Origin of the sequence: Enterobacter cloacae complex sp. P6RS (assembly GCF_014982245.1) — a bacterium.
Taxonomy (GTDB): Bacteria; Pseudomonadota; Gammaproteobacteria; order Enterobacterales; family Enterobacteriaceae; genus Enterobacter; species Enterobacter bugandensis.
In genome coordinates, this window is the sequence record NZ_JADCLB010000016.1 from 36,948 (window position 1) to 55,250 (window position 18,303).

Below are 18,303 nucleotides of genomic sequence, written 5' to 3' on the forward strand. Positions count from 1 at the left end.
AATATGTTAATGAAATTTATGGAATTGTAGCACAAGTTATTAATGTCTTCAGACGGTACTGGTGGGAATCGAGGATCCGCCTGGTTGGGATCCTCGCGCTGAGCGGTGCCGCTATTCGGCAAATTTGAGCAGCGCTTCGCCGTCAAGACGGTAGCGCACCCATTCGGACTGCGGCAGCGCGCCAATGCTCAGATAAAAATCGATGGCGGGCTGGTTCCAGTCCAGCACGCTCCATTCAAGGCGGCCACATTGCCGTTTTACCGCGAGTTGAGCGATATGTTTCAGCAGCGCTCTCCCCGCGCCTTTACCGCGGTAGTCCGGGGAAATGTACAGGTCTTCCATATAAATCCCGTTGCGTCCAAGCCAGGTCGAATAGCTGGTGAAGAACACGGCATAGCCGACGATCCTGCCGTCAAACTCAGCGATCAACGCCTCGGTTTTACTGCCCGCACCAAAGAGGGTTTCCCGGATCTCGTCCGGCGTGGTTACGACCTCTTCGGGGGCTTTTTCATATACCGCCAGCTCATAGATCATGGCGTAAATAGCCGCTGCATCTTCGGGACGGGCCTGACGAAGGGTTATGCTCATTGTTTTTCCTGTTTTTTGCACGGTTCGCGATTGATGGCGTTAAGCATACGGAGTATTGTCCGAAGAATTAAGTGCAATGAAATCAACAAATGATGAATATTATGCATCCGGCGCTGAGACGTCTTGATTTAAACCTGCTGCCCGTTTTTGACGCCATTTACCGCCACCGTTCCGTTCGCCTCGCAGCCGACGAGCTGGCGATGAGCACCTCGGCGCTGAGCCATGCGCTGTCGCGTCTGCGCACGGCCCTTAACGATCCGCTCTTTTTTCGGGAAGGGCATCGTATGTCGCCCAGCGTGTATGCCACTCAGCTTGCGCCCTCTATTGCTTCCGCATTGTCGTTCCTTAATCAGGAGCTGACCCCGCAGCCGGAGTTTGACGCCGCCAGCAGTACCGAAAGCTTGCAAATTGGGATTACGGATTTTACCGCGCTATGTATTTTTCCCGCCCTGATGCACAAGCTGCAGACTGCTGCCCCGGGCTTGCGTTTCGAATTGCGCTATCTGCCGCACAGCCCGGCGCTGACGGAGCTGCTGGCGGGCGAGGTGGATCTGGCGCTGGGTTTCAGCACCGAGGACGATATCCGCCATCCGGAACTGGAAGAGATCGGCTGGTTTGAGGATGAGTATGTGGTTATCAGCAACGCAAGCCGGACCCGGCTAACGCTGGAGGATTATCTCGCGGCCCGACACCTGGTGGTGACGCCGTGGAATGAAAAGCAGGGCGTCCTGGACGTGCGGCTCGAGCAGCTGGGCTATACGCGGCACATTGCGATCAAAACGCCGTCGATGCTGAGCGCGCCATTTATCGTTGCGGAAAGCGACCTGCTGATGGCCATTCCTCGTTACGCCGCCGAGAAGCTGGTTGCGGCGGCGGAACTGAGGATTTTTGCCTTGCCGTTCTCTATTCCCAAATTTGAGGTGAAAATTTACTCGCATAAGCGCAGCGGCCAGCGGGGGGCGACCCGATGGCTTCAGGAGGAGCTGCAAATGCTGGCGCAAGATTGCAGGGGGATGAGTGCCGGATAAGCTCAGCCCGATCTAGATTTCACGTTAAAAGTAAGTTTACATATGTAAGATAACTCATATACCATACCCCCCTATAGTATCAGGAGGGCGTATGCCGCATTCACCCGAAGATAAAAAACGTATTCTTACTCGCGTCCGCCGCATTCGGGGCCAGGTTGATGCCCTTGAACGCGCGCTGGAGTCGGGCGACCCCTGTCTGGCCATCCTGCAGCAAATTGCCGCCGTGCGCGGGGCTGCCAATGGCCTGATGGGCGAAATGGTTGAAATACATCTCAAAGACGAGCTGGTGACGGGAGACACAACGCCGGATCAGCGAGCCGTACGCATGGCGGAAGTCGGCCATTTGCTGCGCTCTTATCTAAAATAAATCCACACACCTGACAAAAAGGGAAGACATGATGAAATCTCGCGCAGCTGTTGCATTTGGCCCCGGCCAGCCGCTGAAAATCGTCGACATCGACGTCGCACCGCCGAAAAAAGGCGAAGTGCTGATCAAAATCACCCATACCGGCGTGTGCCATACCGATGCGTTTACCCTCTCCGGTGACGATCCGGAAGGCGTCTTCCCGGCGGTGCTGGGTCATGAAGGCGGCGGGATTGTGGTGGAAGTGGGCGAGGGCGTGACCAGCCTGAAGCCAGGCGATCACGTTATCCCGCTGTACACGGCGGAATGCGGCGAGTGTAAGTTCTGTAAATCCGGTAAAACTAACCTCTGCCAGGCCGTGCGCGCAACTCAGGGGAAAGGGCTGATGCCGGACGGCACCACCCGTTTCTCCTACAACGGTGAGCCAATCTATCACTACATGGGTACCAGCACCTTCAGCGAATACACCGTCTGCGCGGAGATCTCGCTGGCGAAGGTCAACCCGCAGGCGCCGCTGGATAAAGTCTGCCTGCTGGGCTGCGGCGTAACCACCGGCATTGGCGCGGTGCATAACACGGCAAAAGTCAAAGAGGGCGACACCGTGGCGGTGTTCGGTCTCGGCGGTATTGGTCTGGCAGTTATTCAGGGCGCGGTGCAGGCGAAGGCCGGGCGTATCATCGCGGTCGATACCAACCCGGAAAAATTCAAGCTGGCGGGTGAAATGGGCGCGACCGATTTCGTGAACCCGAAGGATCACGAGAAACCGATTCAGGACGTCATCGTTGAGATGACCGACGGCGGCGTGGACTTCAGCTTCGAGTGTATCGGCAACGTCAACGTAATGCGTTCTGCGCTGGAATGCTGCCACAAGGGCTGGGGTGAGAGCATCATCATCGGCGTGGCCGGGGCAGGACAGGAGATCAAAACCCGTCCATTCCAGCTGGTGACCGGACGCGTCTGGCGCGGCTCCGCGTTTGGCGGCGTGAAGGGGCGTACCCAGCTTCCCGGCATGGTGGAAGACGCGATGGTCGGTAAAATTCAGCTCGACCCGTTCATTACCCACCGTTTGCCGCTGGAGCAGATCAACGAGGCGTTCGATCTGATGCACGAAGGAAAATCCATCCGTACCGTCATTCATTTCGGCGACAAGTAACTCTTCTGCCAGCGGTTTTTAGCCGCTGGCATTTCTTTAATAATCTTCTCTAAAGTGTGACCAGTGCGGCGTTTTTAGCCGTAATCTAAATCTCTGCCGTGCCGATGACTATCTAACAGGCGTGTTTTTGCGCATCTTACCTATAAGAGAGTCGACGGTCATGGACAACACTTCTTCGATGCAGGCGCAGCGCAAGCTGAGCTTCCTGCATCACATCAGGCTGGTTCCGCTGTTTTCCTCCATTCTCGGTGGCATTATTCTGCTGTTTGCCTTGAGTTCGGGTCTGGCGGGGTATTTCCTGCTACAGGCCGACAACGATCAGCAGGACGTTACGTCCGAAATTCAGGTGCGTATGGGGCTGTCGAACAGCTCAAACCATCTGCGCACCGCGCGTATCAATATGATCCACGCCGGCGCGGCAAGCCGTATCGCGGAGATGGAGGCCATGAAGCAGAACATCCGTGAGGCGGAAACGCGCATTAAGCAATCCCAGGATAGCTTTACCGCCTATATGCATCGTTCCGTGCGCAGCGCTGCGGACGAAGCGCTGGATGCAGACCTGAAGGCACGCTACGACGCCTATATCGCGGGCCTCCAGCCGATGGTCAAATTTGCCAAAAACGGCATGTTCGAGGCGATCATCAACCACGAAAATGAGACCGCGCGCCCGCTGGACGATGCTTACAACGCCGTTCTGCTGAAGGCGATTAAGATCCGCACCGACCGCGCCAATGCGCTGACGGCGCAGGCGCACAGCCGCACGCAGCTGGGTCTGATGTTTATGGTGGGCGCGTTTGCGCTGGCGCTGGTGCTGACCGCGATGACCTTCGTCGTGCTCCGCCGCACGGTCATTAATCCGCTGCAGCGTGCAGCGAAACGTATCGAGAATATCGCTAAAGGCGACCTGACGATGCCGGACGACGTGGCCGGACGCAGCGAAATTGGCCGCCTGACGCGCGATCTGCAAACCATGCAGCACTCCCTTGAAACAACGGTCGGCACCGTCCGTCAGGGAGCGGAGGAGATCTACCGGGGTACCAGCGAGATCTCTGCCGGTAACACCGATCTCTCATCACGCACCGAGCAGCAGGCCGCGGCGATTGAGCAGACTGCCGCCAGCATGGAGCAGCTGACCGCGACGGTGAAGCAGAACGCCGATAACGCCCATCATGCCAGCAAGCTGGCGGAAGATGCCTCCGGGAAAGCCAGCCGCGGCGGCCAGATGGTCTCCGGTGTGGTGAAAACTATGGGCAATATCTCAAGCAGTTCGAAGAAAATCTCTGAGATTACCGCGGTGATCAACAGCATCGCCTTCCAGACCAATATCCTGGCGCTTAACGCGGCGGTAGAAGCGGCGCGGGCGGGCGAGCAGGGACGCGGGTTTGCCGTAGTGGCCAGCGAAGTTCGTACCCTGGCAAGCCGCAGCGCCAACGCCGCAAAAGAGATCGAAAGCCTGATCAACGAATCGGTCTCGCTGATAGACCAGGGTTCCGGTGAGGTCGTTGCCGCAGGCAATACCATGAATGAGATCGTCGAGGCGGTGAAGCGCGTCACCGACATCATGCTGGAGATTGCCGCCGCGTCTGACGAGCAGAGCCGCGGTATCGTGCAGGTCAGCCAGGCTATTTCGGAGATGGATAAAGTGACCCAGCAGAACGCCTCGCTGGTGGAAGAGGCCTCCGCGGCGGCGGCGTCGCTGGAAGAACAGGGCGCGCGTCTGACAGAGGCGGTCGGGGCGTTTCGTCTGAGCGGCAAGGCTCAGGGGCGTACTCAACAGCAGAACTCTGCGGCAGTAAAACCTGCTGCATTACGTCCGGCGGTAGCGAATAACGGTGATAACTGGGAAACGTTCTGAGTCGCCGGCCGTGTCGGGTGGCGCTTCGCTTTCCCGACCGACAAAAAAGGGACCTTTCGGTCCCTTTTTTCATCCGTTACTGCTTATCGGGTAACGCGTACGCGATAACGTAATCACCACGATCCGGCGACTGGCGAGCGCCCCCGGCGTTAATGACGATGTACTGCTTACCGGTTTTCGGCGAGACGTAGGTCATCGGGCCGGACTGGCTGCCGACCGGCAGGCGGTCCTTCCAGATCTCTTTCCCGGTGGCGGTATCAAACGCGCGCAGGTAGAAATCCTGGGTGCCGGCGAAGAACAGCAGGCCGGACTGGGTTGACAGCGACGCGCCCAGCGTTGGCATCCCGATTGGGATTGGCATGTGCATGCGAATGCCCAGCGGGCCGGTATCTTCCACGGTACCAACCGGTACCTGCCACACCAGCTTGCCGGTTTTCAGGTCAACGGCCGACATGGTCCCGAACGGCGGCTTCTGGCACGGAATGCCCAGCGGCGACAGGAAGCGTTCGCGCATTGCGCCGAACGGCGTGCCGTCCATCGGGACAATCCCCATCTCAATGCCGCTGGCGTTTTTCGCGACGTTCGCGCGCGGCACCATGTAGTTTGCCAGCCCCAGACGCATATCGTTGACGAACATCAGGCTGTTGTTCGGGTCAACGGAGACGCTGCCCCAGTTCATCCCGCCGAGCGAGCCGGGGAACTGCAGGGAACGGTCAAGACCCGGCGGGGTGAAGACGCCCTGATGACGCATTTCTTTAAACTGAATGCGGCACAGAAGCAGGTCGACAGGCGTCGCCCCCCACATGTCGGACTCGGTCAACGTCTGGTTGCCAATCATCGGCATGCCTACGGAGTACGGCTGGGTCGGAGAGTAGCGTTCACCTTCAACGTTACCCGCCGGAACTGGACGTTCCTCCACCTTCGCCACCGGCTTGCCGGTTTCACGGTTGAGCATAAAGATCATGCCCTGCTTGCTGGTCTGCACCAGTACAGGCGTGGTGCCGCCTTTGCCGTCCGGCAGGTCGTACAGCAGCGGCTGGGAAGGCAGGTCGAAGTCCCACAGGTCGTGGTGGGTGGTCTGGAAATGCCAGCGTACCTGTCCGGTGGCGGCGTCGACGGCGACGATGGAGGAGCTGTACTTATCGTCCAGCGCGGTACGCTCGCCTGCCCAGAAGTCTGGCGTGGCGTTGCCGGTTGGCAGGTAGATCAGGTTCAGCTTAGCGTCGTAAGACATCGCAGACCAGACGTTCGGCGTACCGCGGGTATAAGTCTGGCCTTCCGGCGGCAGGCCGGTCAGGTTCGGGTTACCCGGATCCCACGCCCAGGCGAGCTTACCGGTGTGAACGTCGTAGGCGCGCACCACGCCCGGCGGCTCGCCGGTGGAGAAGTTATCCGCGACGCGACCGCCGACGACAACGACGTTTCCGGCTACCAGCGGCGTGGAGGTCTGCTGATAATAGCCCGGCTTGATCTCACCCATGCCGATGCTCAGGTCAACGGTGCCATGGTCGCCAAAGTCGTCGCAGAGCTTGCCATCATCCGCATTAATGGCAATCAGACGGGCGTCGGTGGTCGGCAGGAACAGGCGGCGAGGGCATGCCGCTGGCGATGTTTCGGTCTGTGACACTGTCACTTTTGCATGATCTTCAAAGTAGCCCAGACCACGACAACGCTGCCAGTTCGGGGCGGTGGCTTTCGAATCATAACGCCATTTTTCTTTCCCGGAATCCACGTCCAGCGCCAGCACTTTACTGTACGGCGTGCAGACATAGAGCGTGTCGCCAATCTGCAATGGCGTGTTCTGATCTTCCGCACCGGAGCCGTTGCTCTGCGGAATATCCCCGGTGTGCGCCACCCAGGCAACTTTCAGATTGCTGATGTTTTGCTTGTTAATCTGGTCCAGCGCGGCGAAGCGGTCGCCGTGGGTGGTGTTGCCCCAATGTTCCCAGTTTTTCTGCTGTTCGCCGGGAGCAACGGGTTTCACCGGAACGGGCTCGTTCGCCGCCACGAGGGTTTGAGGCTTAAACATCCAGCCGAGGCTGACCAGCATCGCCAGTGCGAGAACCGCCGCAACGCCATTAGCCGGGGCTTTATTCGCTGCGCCGCGGTTTGCCGCGCGCAGGAAAGGCCAGACGATGGCGCAGAGGAAGGCCAGTACGGCAAAGGTGAACAGGCGCGAGAAGAGCGGCCAGAAATCCCAGCCCGCATCGCTTACCGCCCAGAACAGCGAGGCAATAAACGCGATGCCGTAAAGCACGATCCCGCTGCTGCGATTGAGGAAAATCAGGAGCGCGGCAATGACCATCACCACGCCCATTATCACGAAGTAAAAACTTCCGCCTACGGCGGCGAGCTTGAAGCCCAACCCGCCAACCGCCAGACCGATGAGCAACATCAGTCCGGCAAGGAGCCACTGCAAAATACGAGGTATCCCGCGCGGCGCGCTGCCAAATGCCATTTCTGTCTCCTTTGAATCTCTCCGCATTGCCGGGTGTGTACCATCTGGATAATAAATGCGGGTAGAGCAATGATTAAAACGAGTGAATTATTGTTTATATAACGATTCGCGAACCAAATGGTTAATCCGCCGTTATGATAAAACTGTTAATTTGTTTTACGCAATTGTTAATGAATCATTCCGCATTATTTGATTAACGCACAGCCCAGTTCCCTCTCTCTGTGGGAGAGGGAACTGGGTGAGGGGTGAAGGGAATCAGACAGGCATAGATTTACGGATAGCGCTCAGTAGCGTTTGTGCGCCCGTGGAAAGGGGAGTATCCACCCGGGTCAAAATACCGATGGGTTCACCCGCACCCGGGGAGGCGATCGGCAGGGCGGTCAGCGTGCCCTGACGCAAATCATCTTTTACCGCACCGGAGGGGACGAACCAGACGTAGTCATAATCCAGGGTAAGCTGGCGCGAAAGAGAAGCCGAAAGCGTTTCGATGCACCCTGAGGGTAGCGTACACCCCTGCATCTGCAGCAAGGTTTCGGCGGCCTGGCGCGGGACGGTCCCTTTCGGGCAAACCACCACCGGCCACTCCATCACCCGGCTTAACGTCACCGTGTCCTGCAGCAGGGGATGATCGGGTCGAACCACCAGCTTCAGGGATTCCAGGAACAGCAGTTCATAATTGAGACCGCCCATCAGCTCGGGGTCGGACATTCGACCGATACCGAGATCAAGCTCACCCGATTTCAGCCCCGCGAGCAGCATGGTGTTATTCATGGTGGCAACCTGAATAGTGGTATTTCGCTGCTGCTTATGGAACTGACCAATAACGGGCGGTAGGATCCCCAGCGCCGCGGTTGGCAGGGCGCCGACGCGCACCACCTCGCTGGTCTGCTCTTCTTTTCGGTGCAGGGACTGGCCTGCGGTGTTGAGCGCATCCAGCACCTTCACGGCGTGCGTCAGGAACTGTTCGCCCACCAGAGTCAGCTGTGCCCCCAGCCGACCGCGGTCAAATAGACGGGCGCCGGTCAGCTGTTCTAGCTCGTTAAGGGTTTTCGAGAGCGCGGGCTGGCTCAGGTTAAGAGTTTCAGCCGCGCGCCCCAGCGTTCCCTGTTGAGCGACGGCCACAAATGTATGCAAATGGCGCAAGCGTATGCGCTGACTGAACAGACCATTTTTTTCCATAGGCGATGTTAAAAACAGAGCGATGCGGGTGACAAGTTAAGTTGTTTAATTTTGATAACTTGATAGCAAAATATTTTTAACATTTGATCTGTTTGAGTTACAACATGTTTTTCAGGCGAGGTGGGTGATGAACGTCCTTGTTCATTTATTGCTCACTGCGGAGGGATAAGCTGCAAACCGGTTTAGATCACGCCGTCGCCGCCGTCAGAGCACCATACCTGACCGGAGGTAAAGGAACACTCATCCGAGGCCAGTGTGACGTACAGCGGGGCAATCTCGACGGGCTGTCCCGGACGACCCAGCGGGGTATCCCCCCCGAACTCCTTCACTTTCTCCATCGGCTGGCCGCCGCTGGACTGGAGTACCGTCCAGTACGGGCCGGGGGCGACCGCGTTGACGCGAATGCCTTTCGGACCCAGCTGTTTGGCTAAGGATTTAGTAAACACCGCCAGACAGGCCTTCGTCTGAGCATAGTCCAGCAGTACGGGGCTGGGCTTCACCGCCTGAACGGAGGAAGTGTTAATGATCACGGACGACGCTTTCAGGTGGCGCAGGGCGGCCTTGGTGATCCAGAAGGGGGCGTAAACGTTGGTTTTAAACGTCGCGTCAAAATCTTCAGTGGTCAGCTCTTCAAGGGATTCCCGGAACTGCTGGCGGCCTGCGTTGTTGACCAGAATATCCAGCCCGCCCAGCTTCGAAACGGCTTCTTCGACCAGATTCTGGCAAAAGGTCTCGTCCCGGACGTCTCCGGGCAGCGCGATGGCCTTGCGGCCTTCCGCTTTGATCAGGTCGATGACCTCGGCGGCATCTTTCTCTTCTTCAGGCAGATAGTTGATGGCGACGTCTGCCCCTTCACGGGCGTAGGCGATAGCCACTGCGCGTCCAATCCCGGAGTCACCACCGGTGATCAGCGCTTTTTTGCCGGCAAGGCGGCCATGCCCTTTATAGCTTGTTTCACCGTGGTCGGGTACAGGCTGCATTTCAGACGCCAGTCCCGGCGGCGTTTGCGGCTGTTCCGGGAACGGGGGTTTCGGGTAAGCGTTCGTACGTTGTGTAGTATCACTCATAGCTGACTCCTTAAGCCAAGGGGTGAGATTTGATGGATAGTTGCAGCGTTAACGCTTCGCTGAATTATTTCTGCAAACGATCAACACGAACGACGGCAGGCGATGATTTTTTATCAAGCGAACCGTTGATACTGATCATCTGATCGGGTTTTACCGTTCTGCCGTCGAAGACTGCCTGGGGAATAATAACGTCGATTTTTCCGGTTTTATCCTGGAATACAAACTTATCGCCGCTACCGTCAATAAGATTACCGCGCAATGAAATTGTCGCGCCATCGTGCAATTGTTTTGCCTGATCGATGGTCATAATACGCGCGTCATCGGTTCCACGATATCCGCTGTCCAGCGCGTGGGGCGGTGGCGGTGCTTCACCTTTTTGTAACCCGCCGTTATTATCTGCCCATGCAACTGGAACCAGAAATATCAAAAAAGCGGAAATAAGTGATAATTTCATCTGATATCCTTCATTTTTGAGTGTCTTGACATATTAAGTATTGTTGCTATTCCTTTATGTGGCAAATGTGATAAGTCTTAAAAACATTTTCTTTGGAAATCAAAACTATCTTGAAATAAGCGAAACGGTGACAACGACTATGAAGCATGAAAATGAAAAGTTACCCGGGATAGATGAGAGTTATCGCTTGTTGAGGTTTGAATATTCATTTCGCCAGGTGGGTTTTGTGGTCCTTCTGGCTATTATCATCGCAGCGGTTGCTGGTCTGTTTTCCAGCGGAGTGGTGAGCGATACGGCCAAAACCAATTCCGCTAACTCCTTGAGCATAAACTATGAACGCTTCGGCCGGCGGGAGACGGAGTCAAGAATGCAGGTCACCTTCCCGGTGAAGACGGAGGGCAGCTATACCCTCAGCCTGACCACCGACAGCAGCGACGTGTACGAGCCCGGCAGCGTCTGGCCGCAGCCAGACAAAATGTATAGCCACGGCAAAACCCTCTATTTGGTCTATGACGACCTGCAAAAATCAGACAACTTCTCTGTTTTATACTTCACGACACCTTCCAGAGCCGGTAAATGGAACACCGTCATCCGCGTCAACAACGAGCCGGAGATTAACCTCTGGCAATTTATTTATCCCTAGGAGGCTGATATGGATATGGTCTTTCGCGCGCTGGCGATTTATCTGTTTCTCGTGGTGGTATTTAAAGTGGCAGGGCGACGGGCGCTGCTGCAGATGACCAGCTTTGATCTCATCCTCCTCTTAATTATTAGTGAGGCGACGCAACAGGCGCTTTTGGGGCAGGATTTCTCCGTTACCGGTGCAATGATTACCATTACCACGCTGGTGGTCGTTGACATTATATTTGGCCTGATGAAGAAATATTTTTCCCCGGTGGAGAATATTCTTGATGGGACCCCTGTGATTCTGGTTGAGAATGGCGTTCCATTAGCGGATAAGCTAAAAAAAGTCGACGTATCTTGTGATGATATTCTGGTGTCAGCGCGTCAAAATAATGGCATTACAGAACTTAGCGAAATTAAATATGCCATACTTGAGCGCAATGGACATATTTCAATCATTCCTGTTGAAAAATAAGAGGCGGCAAGATGAGCAATCTTTTACACGACAGTCATTATACCGTGAGTGAACTCACCAAAAAGCTGGCGAGTAAATTAACCGATGCCGGGCTGCGCTTAACCACCGCGGAATCCTGCACGGGAGGAAAGCTCTCGGTGGCGCTGTGTGCAGAGGAAAACACGGCCGATTTTTATGACGTCGGGCTGGTTGTGTTCAGCGATGAAGCGAAATCGCGGATCCTCGGCGTGCGTCAGGAGACGCTGGCGCGCTATACCGCCGTCAGTGAACAGACGGTGACCGAGATGGCCGCCAGCATCCGCGACATTGCCCAGGCGGATATCAGCATCGCCATCAGCGGCTACGCGGGCCCGGAAGGAGGCGATGACGGCACGGCGGCGGGAACAGTCTGCTTTGCCTGGAATATCTGCGGTGAGACGAAAACCCGCACCGTCCTTTTCTCCGGCGACTGCCAAGATGTGGTGGAAAAAGCGGTGCAATTTTCGCTCGCTGAACTGGTGACAACATTGTCGGACGGCAATAACGGCTAAATTCACGCGGAGGTTCTATGGCGGTCATAGTGATTACCGGCGGGACGGCGGGCGTGGGAAAAGCCACGGCGCTGAAATTTGCAAAGGCAGGTTACGATGTGGGGCTTATCGCCCGCGATGAAGCCAGCCTGCACTCTACCCAGGAAGAGCTGCGCCGCTTCGGCGTTAATGCCCACGCGGTGCAGGCGGACGTCGCCGACAGCCAGGCGGTGGTGGATGCGGCTAACGAGATCGAGTATCGCCTCGGGGCGATTGATGTCTGGGTCAACAATGCGATGGGGGCCGTGCTGGCGCCGTTTCGTACCCTGACGCCGGATGAGTTTCGTCGCGTGACAGATGTTACCTATCTCGGATTTGTTAACGGCACCCGCGCCGCGCTGGAGCTGATGGTACCCCGCGACAGGGGGGTGATTATTCAGGTGGGGTCCGCACTGGCCTACCGTTCCATCCCTTTGCAGTCGGCCTACTGCGGGGCCAAAGCGGCGATCCGCGGATTCACCGATGCGGTGCGCACGGAGCTGATGCACGAGAACAGCCGGGTTCAGCTTTCCATGGTGCAGATGCCGGGACTCAATACGCCGCAGTTCGAATGGGCAAGGAATAAGTTCGCCTGGGCGATGCGACCGGTGCCGCCGGTCTTTGAGCCTGAAGTGGCCGCCAGCGCCATCTTTAAGGTTGCGCAGAAACCGGTGCGCGAGCTGTGGGTGGGCAGCAGCACTATCCAGTCCATCGTCGGGCAATTCTTCTTTCCGGGCTACCTTGACCGTCTGATGGTAAAAAAAGCCTGGGAAGGCCAGATGACCGACGATCTGAACGCAGCGGATCGGCGGGACTATCTCGACCAGCCGATTGACGACCTGCACAAAATCCATGGTCGTTTTACCGACGAAGCGAAGAACCGCGCTACTTCCGTCACCTCCGGTATGCCGGGCAAGGTGGCGCTGGGGGCCCTCGCGGTGGCGGGGATTATGCTGACGCGTCTGATAACCTGCCGGAAACGCTAATCAGCGCAGCGCGCTGCGGTGCGTCCAGAACCAGCGGTAGCCGTAGGCGCCAATACTGAGTTCGACGGTTTTGCCGCAAACCAGCGCGTCGTCGTAGCGTTTGTCCGCGAGGCAGGCGGTCCAGGTGGCGTTGCGGATCCCTCTGGCGGTGAACTGCACCGGCTGGTCGCTGAAGTTTACGAAGGTCAGAATGCTGCGCTCGTCGGTCTCGTAATAGATCCCCAGCACCGCGTCATGATTGAGGGTGATGAGGCGAAAGGGCGCCACGGCAATTTCGGGGAACTCCGAGCGGGTATTGGCAATATCAATAATCCGGTGCAGGAGTGAGTTGCGGTGGAGCAGCGAATCGGCGACGTTGATTTTCTGATAGCGGTAGGGCCCGTGGTCGATTATCGGCGCAATAAATTTTTCAGGATCGGCCGCCGAAAAACCACCGCCCTGTGAACCCGCCCACTGCATTGGGGTGCGAACGGCGTAGCGCTCCTCCAGTTCAAGGTCGTCACCCATGCCGATCTCATCCCCGTAGCGCATCACCGGGACGCCCGGCAGGGAAAAGAGCACCGCGTGGCAGAACGCCAGCCGCTTTGGATCGCCATTCAGCATCGGGGCCAGACGTCGGCGGATCCCACGCTGATAGACGTTCATCTCCTCGTCAGGGGCGAAGGTGTCGAGCACGAACTGTTTATCTTTCTGGCTAATCCCTTCCAGATCCAGCTCGTCATGGTTGCGCAGCCAGTTGGCAAAACAGCATGAATCTGGCGGGACGATCATCTTCTTCACCGCGTTGCGCAGCGGGCGGGCGCTTTTTCTGGCCAGGCTGACGTAGAAATACTTGTTGAGCCAGAAGTTGAGCACCAGATGCAGGCGGTCGTTATTGCCGAAATAGTCTTTATAAACCTCAACGTCTACGTCCACTTCGCCGAGCAGGATCGCGTCCGGATTACGCTGCTCGATAAGACGGCGCATGTGCTCCAGGATCCACAGGCCCTTTTCCTCGTCACCGCTGCCCGCCTGCTTCGTGAGGTGTGATGCGGCATCCAGCCGAAATCCCGATACCCCCAGTTTGAGCCAGAAGAGGATAATATTCTCAATCTCCTTAAGCACGGCGGGCGAGGTCAGGTTCAGGTCCGGCTCGTGGCGGTAGAACATGTGCCGGTAATACTGTCCCGCCTCGTCGTCCCAGCTCCAGACGCTCTTTTCCACGCCGGGAAACATGGGGGGCGTATCGTCGTCGTCGTTATCCGACCAGATATAGTAATCGCGATAGGGCGAGGCGGGGCTGCGGCGGGCCTGCTGGAACCAGGGATGGGCGTCCGAGGTGTGCTGGATCAGCAGCTCAATAATAACCTGCATGCCCAGCTCCCGGGCCTGTTCGATAAAAGCGATGATATCGGCCAGTTTTCCGAAGCGGGGGTCCACCTGCAGATGGTCGCTGACGTCGTAGCCCTCATCGAGAAAGGGCGTGAGGTAAAACGGGGTGATCCAGATAACCGTCGCCCCCATGCGGCGAATATAGCGCAGCTTGGCCGCGATCCCGGCGATGTCCCCGCAGCCATCGCCGTTCATATCGTAAAAAAGCGCGGTGTCAATCTGGTAGATAATGGCCCGTGTATGCCAGTCCGTCATAGCGTTCCTCAGTGATAGCCTTCAGTATCCGAAACTTTGCCCCGGAAGACGTAGTAGCTCCAGGCGGTGTACACCAGAATCACCGGAATTATCAGCAGGGTTCCGACCAGCATAAACAGCTGGCTGGCGGGGGGCGCCGCGGCTTCCCACAGGGTGATGCGCGGCGGAATTATGTTTGGCCACAGGCTGATACCCAGGCCGCTAAATCCGAGGAAGATCAGCCCCAGCGTCAGCAGGAAGGGACGCGAGTGGCTGGCCGGGTTGCGGGTCAGCCGCCAGATCAGCACGCTAAACAGGCCTACCAGCAGGGGAACCGGCATGAACCAGAAGAAGTTGGGCAGGGTAAACCAACGGTCGGCCACGTACTGCCAGCCGAGCGGCGTCCAGACGCTGACCACCGCGATCACCACCATCAGGGCCAGCAGCACGTGGCGGGTTAGCTCGCGCATGCGGCGTTGCAGGGTACCTTCACTTTTCATGATAAGCCAGGTGGTGCCCAGCAGCGTGTAGGCGACCACCAGGCCGATACCGCAGAAAAGGTTAAAGGGCGTCAGCCAGTCAAGCGGCGAGCCCACAAAGCGTCTGCCCTCAACCTCAAAGCCGTTGATTACCGCCCCCACGACGATCCCCTGGCTGAAGGTGGCGAGCAGAGAGCCACCGGCGAAGGAGTAGTCCCAGAACTTGCGGTGCGAAGGCGTCGCTTTAAAACGAAACTCAAAGGCGACGCCGCGAAAGATGAGGCCGATCAGCATCGCGGTGAGGGGGATAGTGAGCGCATCAATGATCACCGCGTAAGCCAGCGGGAACGCGCCGAACAGCCCCGCGCCGCCGAGCACCAGCCAGGTCTCGTTGCCGTCCCATACGGGCGCTACGCTGTTGACCATCACATCGCGCTCTTTCGCATCGCCCACGAAGTTAAACAGCAGGCCGATGCCCAAATCAAAGCCATCCATAATGATGTACATCAGCGTGGCAAAGACGATGATGGCAAACCAGATAACAGAGATATCGACGCCCATCAGTTTCTCTCCTGTTCCGGAACAGACTCCGCGGCAGACAGTGGACGGGCGGGGGTGCCCGACGTGTTTGACGTCAGCGTATCGACGGGCTGCGGGCCTTTCTTAATCAGCCGGATGAGGTACACATAGCCCACGCCAAACACCGACGAGTAGACAACGAAGAACGCCAGCAGGCTGATGCTCATCTGCAGGGTGCTGTGCAGGGAGACCGCGTCAATCGTGCGCAGATAACCGTAAACCACCCACGGCTGGCGGCCCACTTCGGTGGTCACCCAGCCGGCGAGCAGCGCCACCAGACCCGCGGGCCCCATGCAAAGAGCAAACCACTGGAACGGACGCGAGTGGTAGAGCCGGTGGCGATAGCGTAGCCAGAGGCTGACCAGACCGAGGGTAATCATCAGCAGGCCCATTCCGACCATGATGCGAAACGACCAGAAGACGATGGTCGAGTTTGGGCGATCCTCTTTCGGGAAGTCCTTCAGCGCCGGAACCTGCTTATCGAGGCTGTGCGTCAGGATAAGGCTGCCGAGCGCGGGAATTTCAAGACCGTATTTGGTGCGCTCCTCGTCCATATCGGGCAGGCCAAACAGCAGCAACGGCGTGGCCTCGCCGGGCGGATTTTCCCAGTGCCCCTCTATGGCGGCAATTTTGGCTGGCTGATGCTCAAGCGTGTTCAGGCCGTGCATATCGCCCACGACGGCCTGAATGGGGGCAACCAGCAGCGCCATCCACATCGCCATGGAGAACATGGTGCGTATGGCAGGGGTATCGTTACCGCGCAGCAGGTGCCATGCGCCCGACGCGCCGACAAACAGCGCGCTGCTCAGAAATGCGGCGATGGCCATATGAATCAGGCGGTAAGGGAAGGAGGGGTTAAAGATAATCGCCAGCCAGTCCTGCGGAATGACCTGCCCGTTCTCGATAGTAAAACCCTGCGGGGTGTGCATCCAGCTGTTTGAGGCGAGGATCCAGAAGGTCGACATCAGCGTGCCGAGCGCCACCATGCAGGTTGAAAAGAAGTGCAGCCCAGGGCCGACCTTGTTCCAGCCAAACATCATTACGCCAAGAAAGCCAGCTTCCAGGAAGAAGGCGGTTAACACCTCGTAGGTCAGCAGGGGACCGGTAATACTGCCTGCGAACTGGGAGAACCCGCTCCAGTTGGTGCCGAACTGATACGCCATGACCAGCCCGGAAACGACACCCATCCCGAAGTTAACGGCAAATATCTTGAGCCAGAAGTGGTACAGCGAGCGCCAGACGTCGTTTTTGGTGCGCAGCCACATGCCTTCAAGCACGACCAGATAGCTGGCAAGACCGATGGTGATCGCCGGGAAAAGAATGTGAAACGAGACGGTAAAAGCGAACTGAATTCTGGCGAGATGAAATGCATCAAGTTCGAACATGGTCCGTACCTCTGAAGCGATGGGGCACGAGAATTGCCGGGCAGGTCAGGATGCCCGGCAAAACCGATTACGGTTTACTCTTTCCGGCACCCAGCTCGGCACCGGTCAGCGGGTCGGAATGGGGATCGGACTTGGTGCGGGCAGACATCGCCTTAACCAGGGTTGCCTGTTCAGCTGTGAGCGTCACGCTGGCGCTACCGTCTCCGCCATCAACCGCAGGCTGGGGGGACTCAACGTAATCAAAGTGCTTATCGCTGTTCCAGCTTCCGCGAACCTCTCCACCTTCAGACATATTGTAGTACTTGTTGGTGAATTCCTCGATTGGCGGCAGTTTTCCCGGCGGGAAATTATTACGAATGGACTGCAGCGCCTTCTCAAAGGAGAGCTGATGCGCCGCCTCACGCGTCATCAGAAACGCCAGCGCATCCTTCACTCCGGGATCGTCAGTGACGTTAATCAGCCGTTCATAGATGATTTTCGCCCTGGCCTCTGCCGCCACGTTCGAGCGCAGATCCGCCGTCGGCTCGCCGATGGTATCGACGTAGGCTGCCGTCCAGGGCACGCCCGCCGAGTTAGTGAGCGGGGTACCGCCGCCGTAGAGCAGAGAGGTGATGTGGCTGTCGTTACCGTTTTCGGTCATGGACCGATACAGTTCAGCCTCATTTTCCACCCCTTCCGCCAGCGCGCCTTTGGCACCTTTGTTCAGCATACCAACCAGCGTACCGATGATTTCGAGGTGGCTTAGCTCCTCGGTGGCGATATCCATCAGCATATCCTTGCGGCCCGGATCGTCATCGCTCAGGCCCTGAGTGAAGTAACGGCAGGCGGCAGCCAGTTCGCCCTGCGGCCCGCCAAACTGTTCCAGTAAAAGGTTAGCAAGACCGGGGTTGGGTTCGGCGACGCGAACCGTATATTGCAGCTGTTTGACGTGTCGAAACATAGGCACTCTCCTGTGGATTATTTTTTCGCTTCGACACCGTCTGCGTCTGAACGCAGCAGGAACTGTTCCGTCGTTTGCGGGATATGGCGAATCAGCCAGTCGGCCATTTCGCGCTCTTCTGCGAGGATCGTCTCAATGGCAGGCACAGAGGCGGTATCGCCCGCTTTTTTCGCCGCAGCGAGCAGAGAGGTATAGCAGGCGATTTCAAACTGTTCGAAGACATAGCCGCTGATCGAGCCCTTAACGATCTCATCGGACGGGAACATACCGCCGATGGATTGACCCAGGGCCGCCATTTTGCTCATCGAGTCTTTTAAGACCGAACGAGAAATATCATTACGGTCGAGGATTTCCTCCAGCAATGTAATTTGCCGTTTTGTCTCATTAATATGTTGCTCAATTCTGGCGCGAACATCAGGATAATTATCAATACGGCTGGCCATGGACTCCAGCATAGATTCGGCTTGCTTTTCCATTGCATGGGCATCGCGTAGCCAGTCATGGTAGTGTTCTACGTGATTCATCATTGTATCCTC

Annotated in this window: 18 protein-coding genes; 8 read left to right on the forward strand and 10 right to left on the reverse strand. The window is 57.3% G+C overall.

The genetic code is table 11. The features are described 5' to 3' along the window. Positions 1-111: 111 nt before the first annotated feature. The gene (locus INF73_RS09725; RefSeq protein ID WP_047368518.1) at positions 112-588 is read right to left on the reverse strand and encodes a GNAT family N-acetyltransferase; all 477 of its coding nucleotides are present in this window, start codon (positions 586-588) and stop codon (positions 112-114) included. An 89-nt stretch (positions 589-677) separates the two neighbouring features. Here INF73_RS09725 and INF73_RS09730 point away from each other — a divergent pair, with 89 nt between their 5' ends. The 4 genes from INF73_RS09730 to INF73_RS09745 all read left to right on the forward strand — a co-directional run bounded on the left by INF73_RS09730 (position 678) and on the right by INF73_RS09745 (position 4,988). Continuing rightward, the gene (locus INF73_RS09730) at positions 678-1,616 is read left to right on the forward strand and encodes a LysR family transcriptional regulator (protein ID WP_047368519.1); all 939 of its coding nucleotides are present in this window, start codon (positions 678-680) and stop codon (positions 1,614-1,616) included. A 91-nt stretch (positions 1,617-1,707) separates the two neighbouring features. Further along, on the forward strand, positions 1,708-1,983 hold the full coding sequence (locus tag INF73_RS09735) for a metal/formaldehyde-sensitive transcriptional repressor (protein ID WP_028013093.1): 276 nt from the start codon (positions 1,708-1,710) through the stop codon (positions 1,981-1,983). 31 nt (positions 1,984-2,014) lie between these two features. After that, entirely contained in the window at positions 2,015-3,133 is a 1,119-nt protein-coding gene (locus INF73_RS09740; RefSeq protein WP_041910069.1) for an S-(hydroxymethyl)glutathione dehydrogenase/class III alcohol dehydrogenase, read from the forward strand. 160 nt (positions 3,134-3,293) lie between these two features. Further along, complete coding sequence (locus INF73_RS09745; protein ID WP_048959568.1) at positions 3,294-4,988, forward strand: methyl-accepting chemotaxis protein; 1,695 nt, start codon at positions 3,294-3,296, stop codon at positions 4,986-4,988. 76 nt (positions 4,989-5,064) lie between these two features. Here INF73_RS09745 and INF73_RS09750 read toward each other — a convergent pair whose 3' ends face one another. The 4 genes from INF73_RS09750 to INF73_RS09765 form a co-directional block, all read right to left on the reverse strand. After that, positions 5,065-7,446: a glucose/quinate/shikimate family membrane-bound PQQ-dependent dehydrogenase gene (locus tag INF73_RS09750; protein WP_193540198.1), complete on the reverse strand. Its 2,382-nt coding sequence runs from the start codon at positions 7,444-7,446 to the stop codon at positions 5,065-5,067. Positions 7,447-7,701: 255 nt separating this feature from the next. Further along, on the reverse strand, positions 7,702-8,625 hold the full coding sequence (locus tag INF73_RS09755; RefSeq protein WP_028013097.1) for a LysR substrate-binding domain-containing protein: 924 nt from the start codon (positions 8,623-8,625) through the stop codon (positions 7,702-7,704). A gap of 182 nt (positions 8,626-8,807) precedes the next feature. Further along, entirely contained in the window at positions 8,808-9,692 is an 885-nt protein-coding gene (locus INF73_RS09760; RefSeq protein ID WP_028013098.1) for an SDR family oxidoreductase, read from the reverse strand. A gap of 64 nt (positions 9,693-9,756) precedes the next feature. Continuing rightward, positions 9,757-10,146 carry a YdeI family stress tolerance OB fold protein gene (locus INF73_RS09765; protein WP_045630393.1) on the reverse strand — a complete coding sequence of 130 codons (390 nt, stop codon included), beginning with the start codon at positions 10,144-10,146 and terminating at the stop codon, positions 9,757-9,759. 139 nt (positions 10,147-10,285) lie between these two features. Between INF73_RS09765 and INF73_RS09770 the strand changes: the two genes are divergently transcribed. From INF73_RS09770 to INF73_RS09785, 4 genes are read left to right on the forward strand one after another with little or no spacing between them, the layout of a single operon-like run. Then, positions 10,286-10,789 carry a hypothetical protein gene (locus tag INF73_RS09770; protein ID WP_048959564.1) on the forward strand — a complete coding sequence of 168 codons (504 nt, stop codon included), beginning with the start codon at positions 10,286-10,288 and terminating at the stop codon, positions 10,787-10,789. Positions 10,790-10,798: 9 nt separating this feature from the next. Beyond that, positions 10,799-11,245, forward strand: coding sequence for a DUF421 domain-containing protein (locus INF73_RS09775; protein ID WP_028013100.1), 447 nt, complete (start codon positions 10,799-10,801; stop codon positions 11,243-11,245). A gap of 11 nt (positions 11,246-11,256) precedes the next feature. After that, positions 11,257-11,775 (forward strand): 2-oxo-tetronate isomerase, encoded by a 519-nt coding sequence (locus INF73_RS09780; RefSeq protein ID WP_047368522.1) that lies wholly within the window; start codon positions 11,257-11,259, stop codon positions 11,773-11,775. A gap of 17 nt (positions 11,776-11,792) precedes the next feature. Next, a complete protein-coding gene (locus INF73_RS09785) occupies positions 11,793-12,779 on the forward strand; it encodes an SDR family oxidoreductase (protein WP_048999539.1) in 987 nt (328 codons plus the stop codon). Here the strand turns inward: INF73_RS09785 and INF73_RS09790 are convergent, their stop codons facing one another. From INF73_RS09790 to INF73_RS09810, 5 genes are all read right to left on the reverse strand, one after another. Then, on the reverse strand, positions 12,780-14,405 hold the full coding sequence (locus tag INF73_RS09790; RefSeq protein WP_048999540.1) for an alpha-amylase family protein: 1,626 nt from the start codon (positions 14,403-14,405) through the stop codon (positions 12,780-12,782). An 8-nt stretch (positions 14,406-14,413) separates the two neighbouring features. Continuing rightward, positions 14,414-15,424, reverse strand: a complete 1,011-nt coding sequence (cydB, locus tag INF73_RS09795) for a cytochrome d ubiquinol oxidase subunit II (protein ID WP_048999541.1) — start codon at positions 15,422-15,424, stop codon at positions 14,414-14,416. Then, on the reverse strand, positions 15,424-16,827 hold the full coding sequence (locus INF73_RS09800; RefSeq protein ID WP_028013105.1) for a cytochrome ubiquinol oxidase subunit I: 1,404 nt from the start codon (positions 16,825-16,827) through the stop codon (positions 15,424-15,426). Before INF73_RS09800 ends, cydB begins: the two co-directional genes overlap by 1 nt. A 67-nt stretch (positions 16,828-16,894) precedes the next feature. Further along, positions 16,895-17,767: a manganese catalase family protein gene (locus INF73_RS09805; protein ID WP_028013106.1), complete on the reverse strand. Its 873-nt coding sequence runs from the start codon at positions 17,765-17,767 to the stop codon at positions 16,895-16,897. Positions 17,768-17,784: 17 nt separating this feature from the next. Next, positions 17,785-18,291: a ferritin-like domain-containing protein gene (locus tag INF73_RS09810; RefSeq protein WP_028013107.1), complete on the reverse strand. Its 507-nt coding sequence runs from the start codon at positions 18,289-18,291 to the stop codon at positions 17,785-17,787. Between the last annotated feature and the right edge of the window lie 12 nt (positions 18,292-18,303).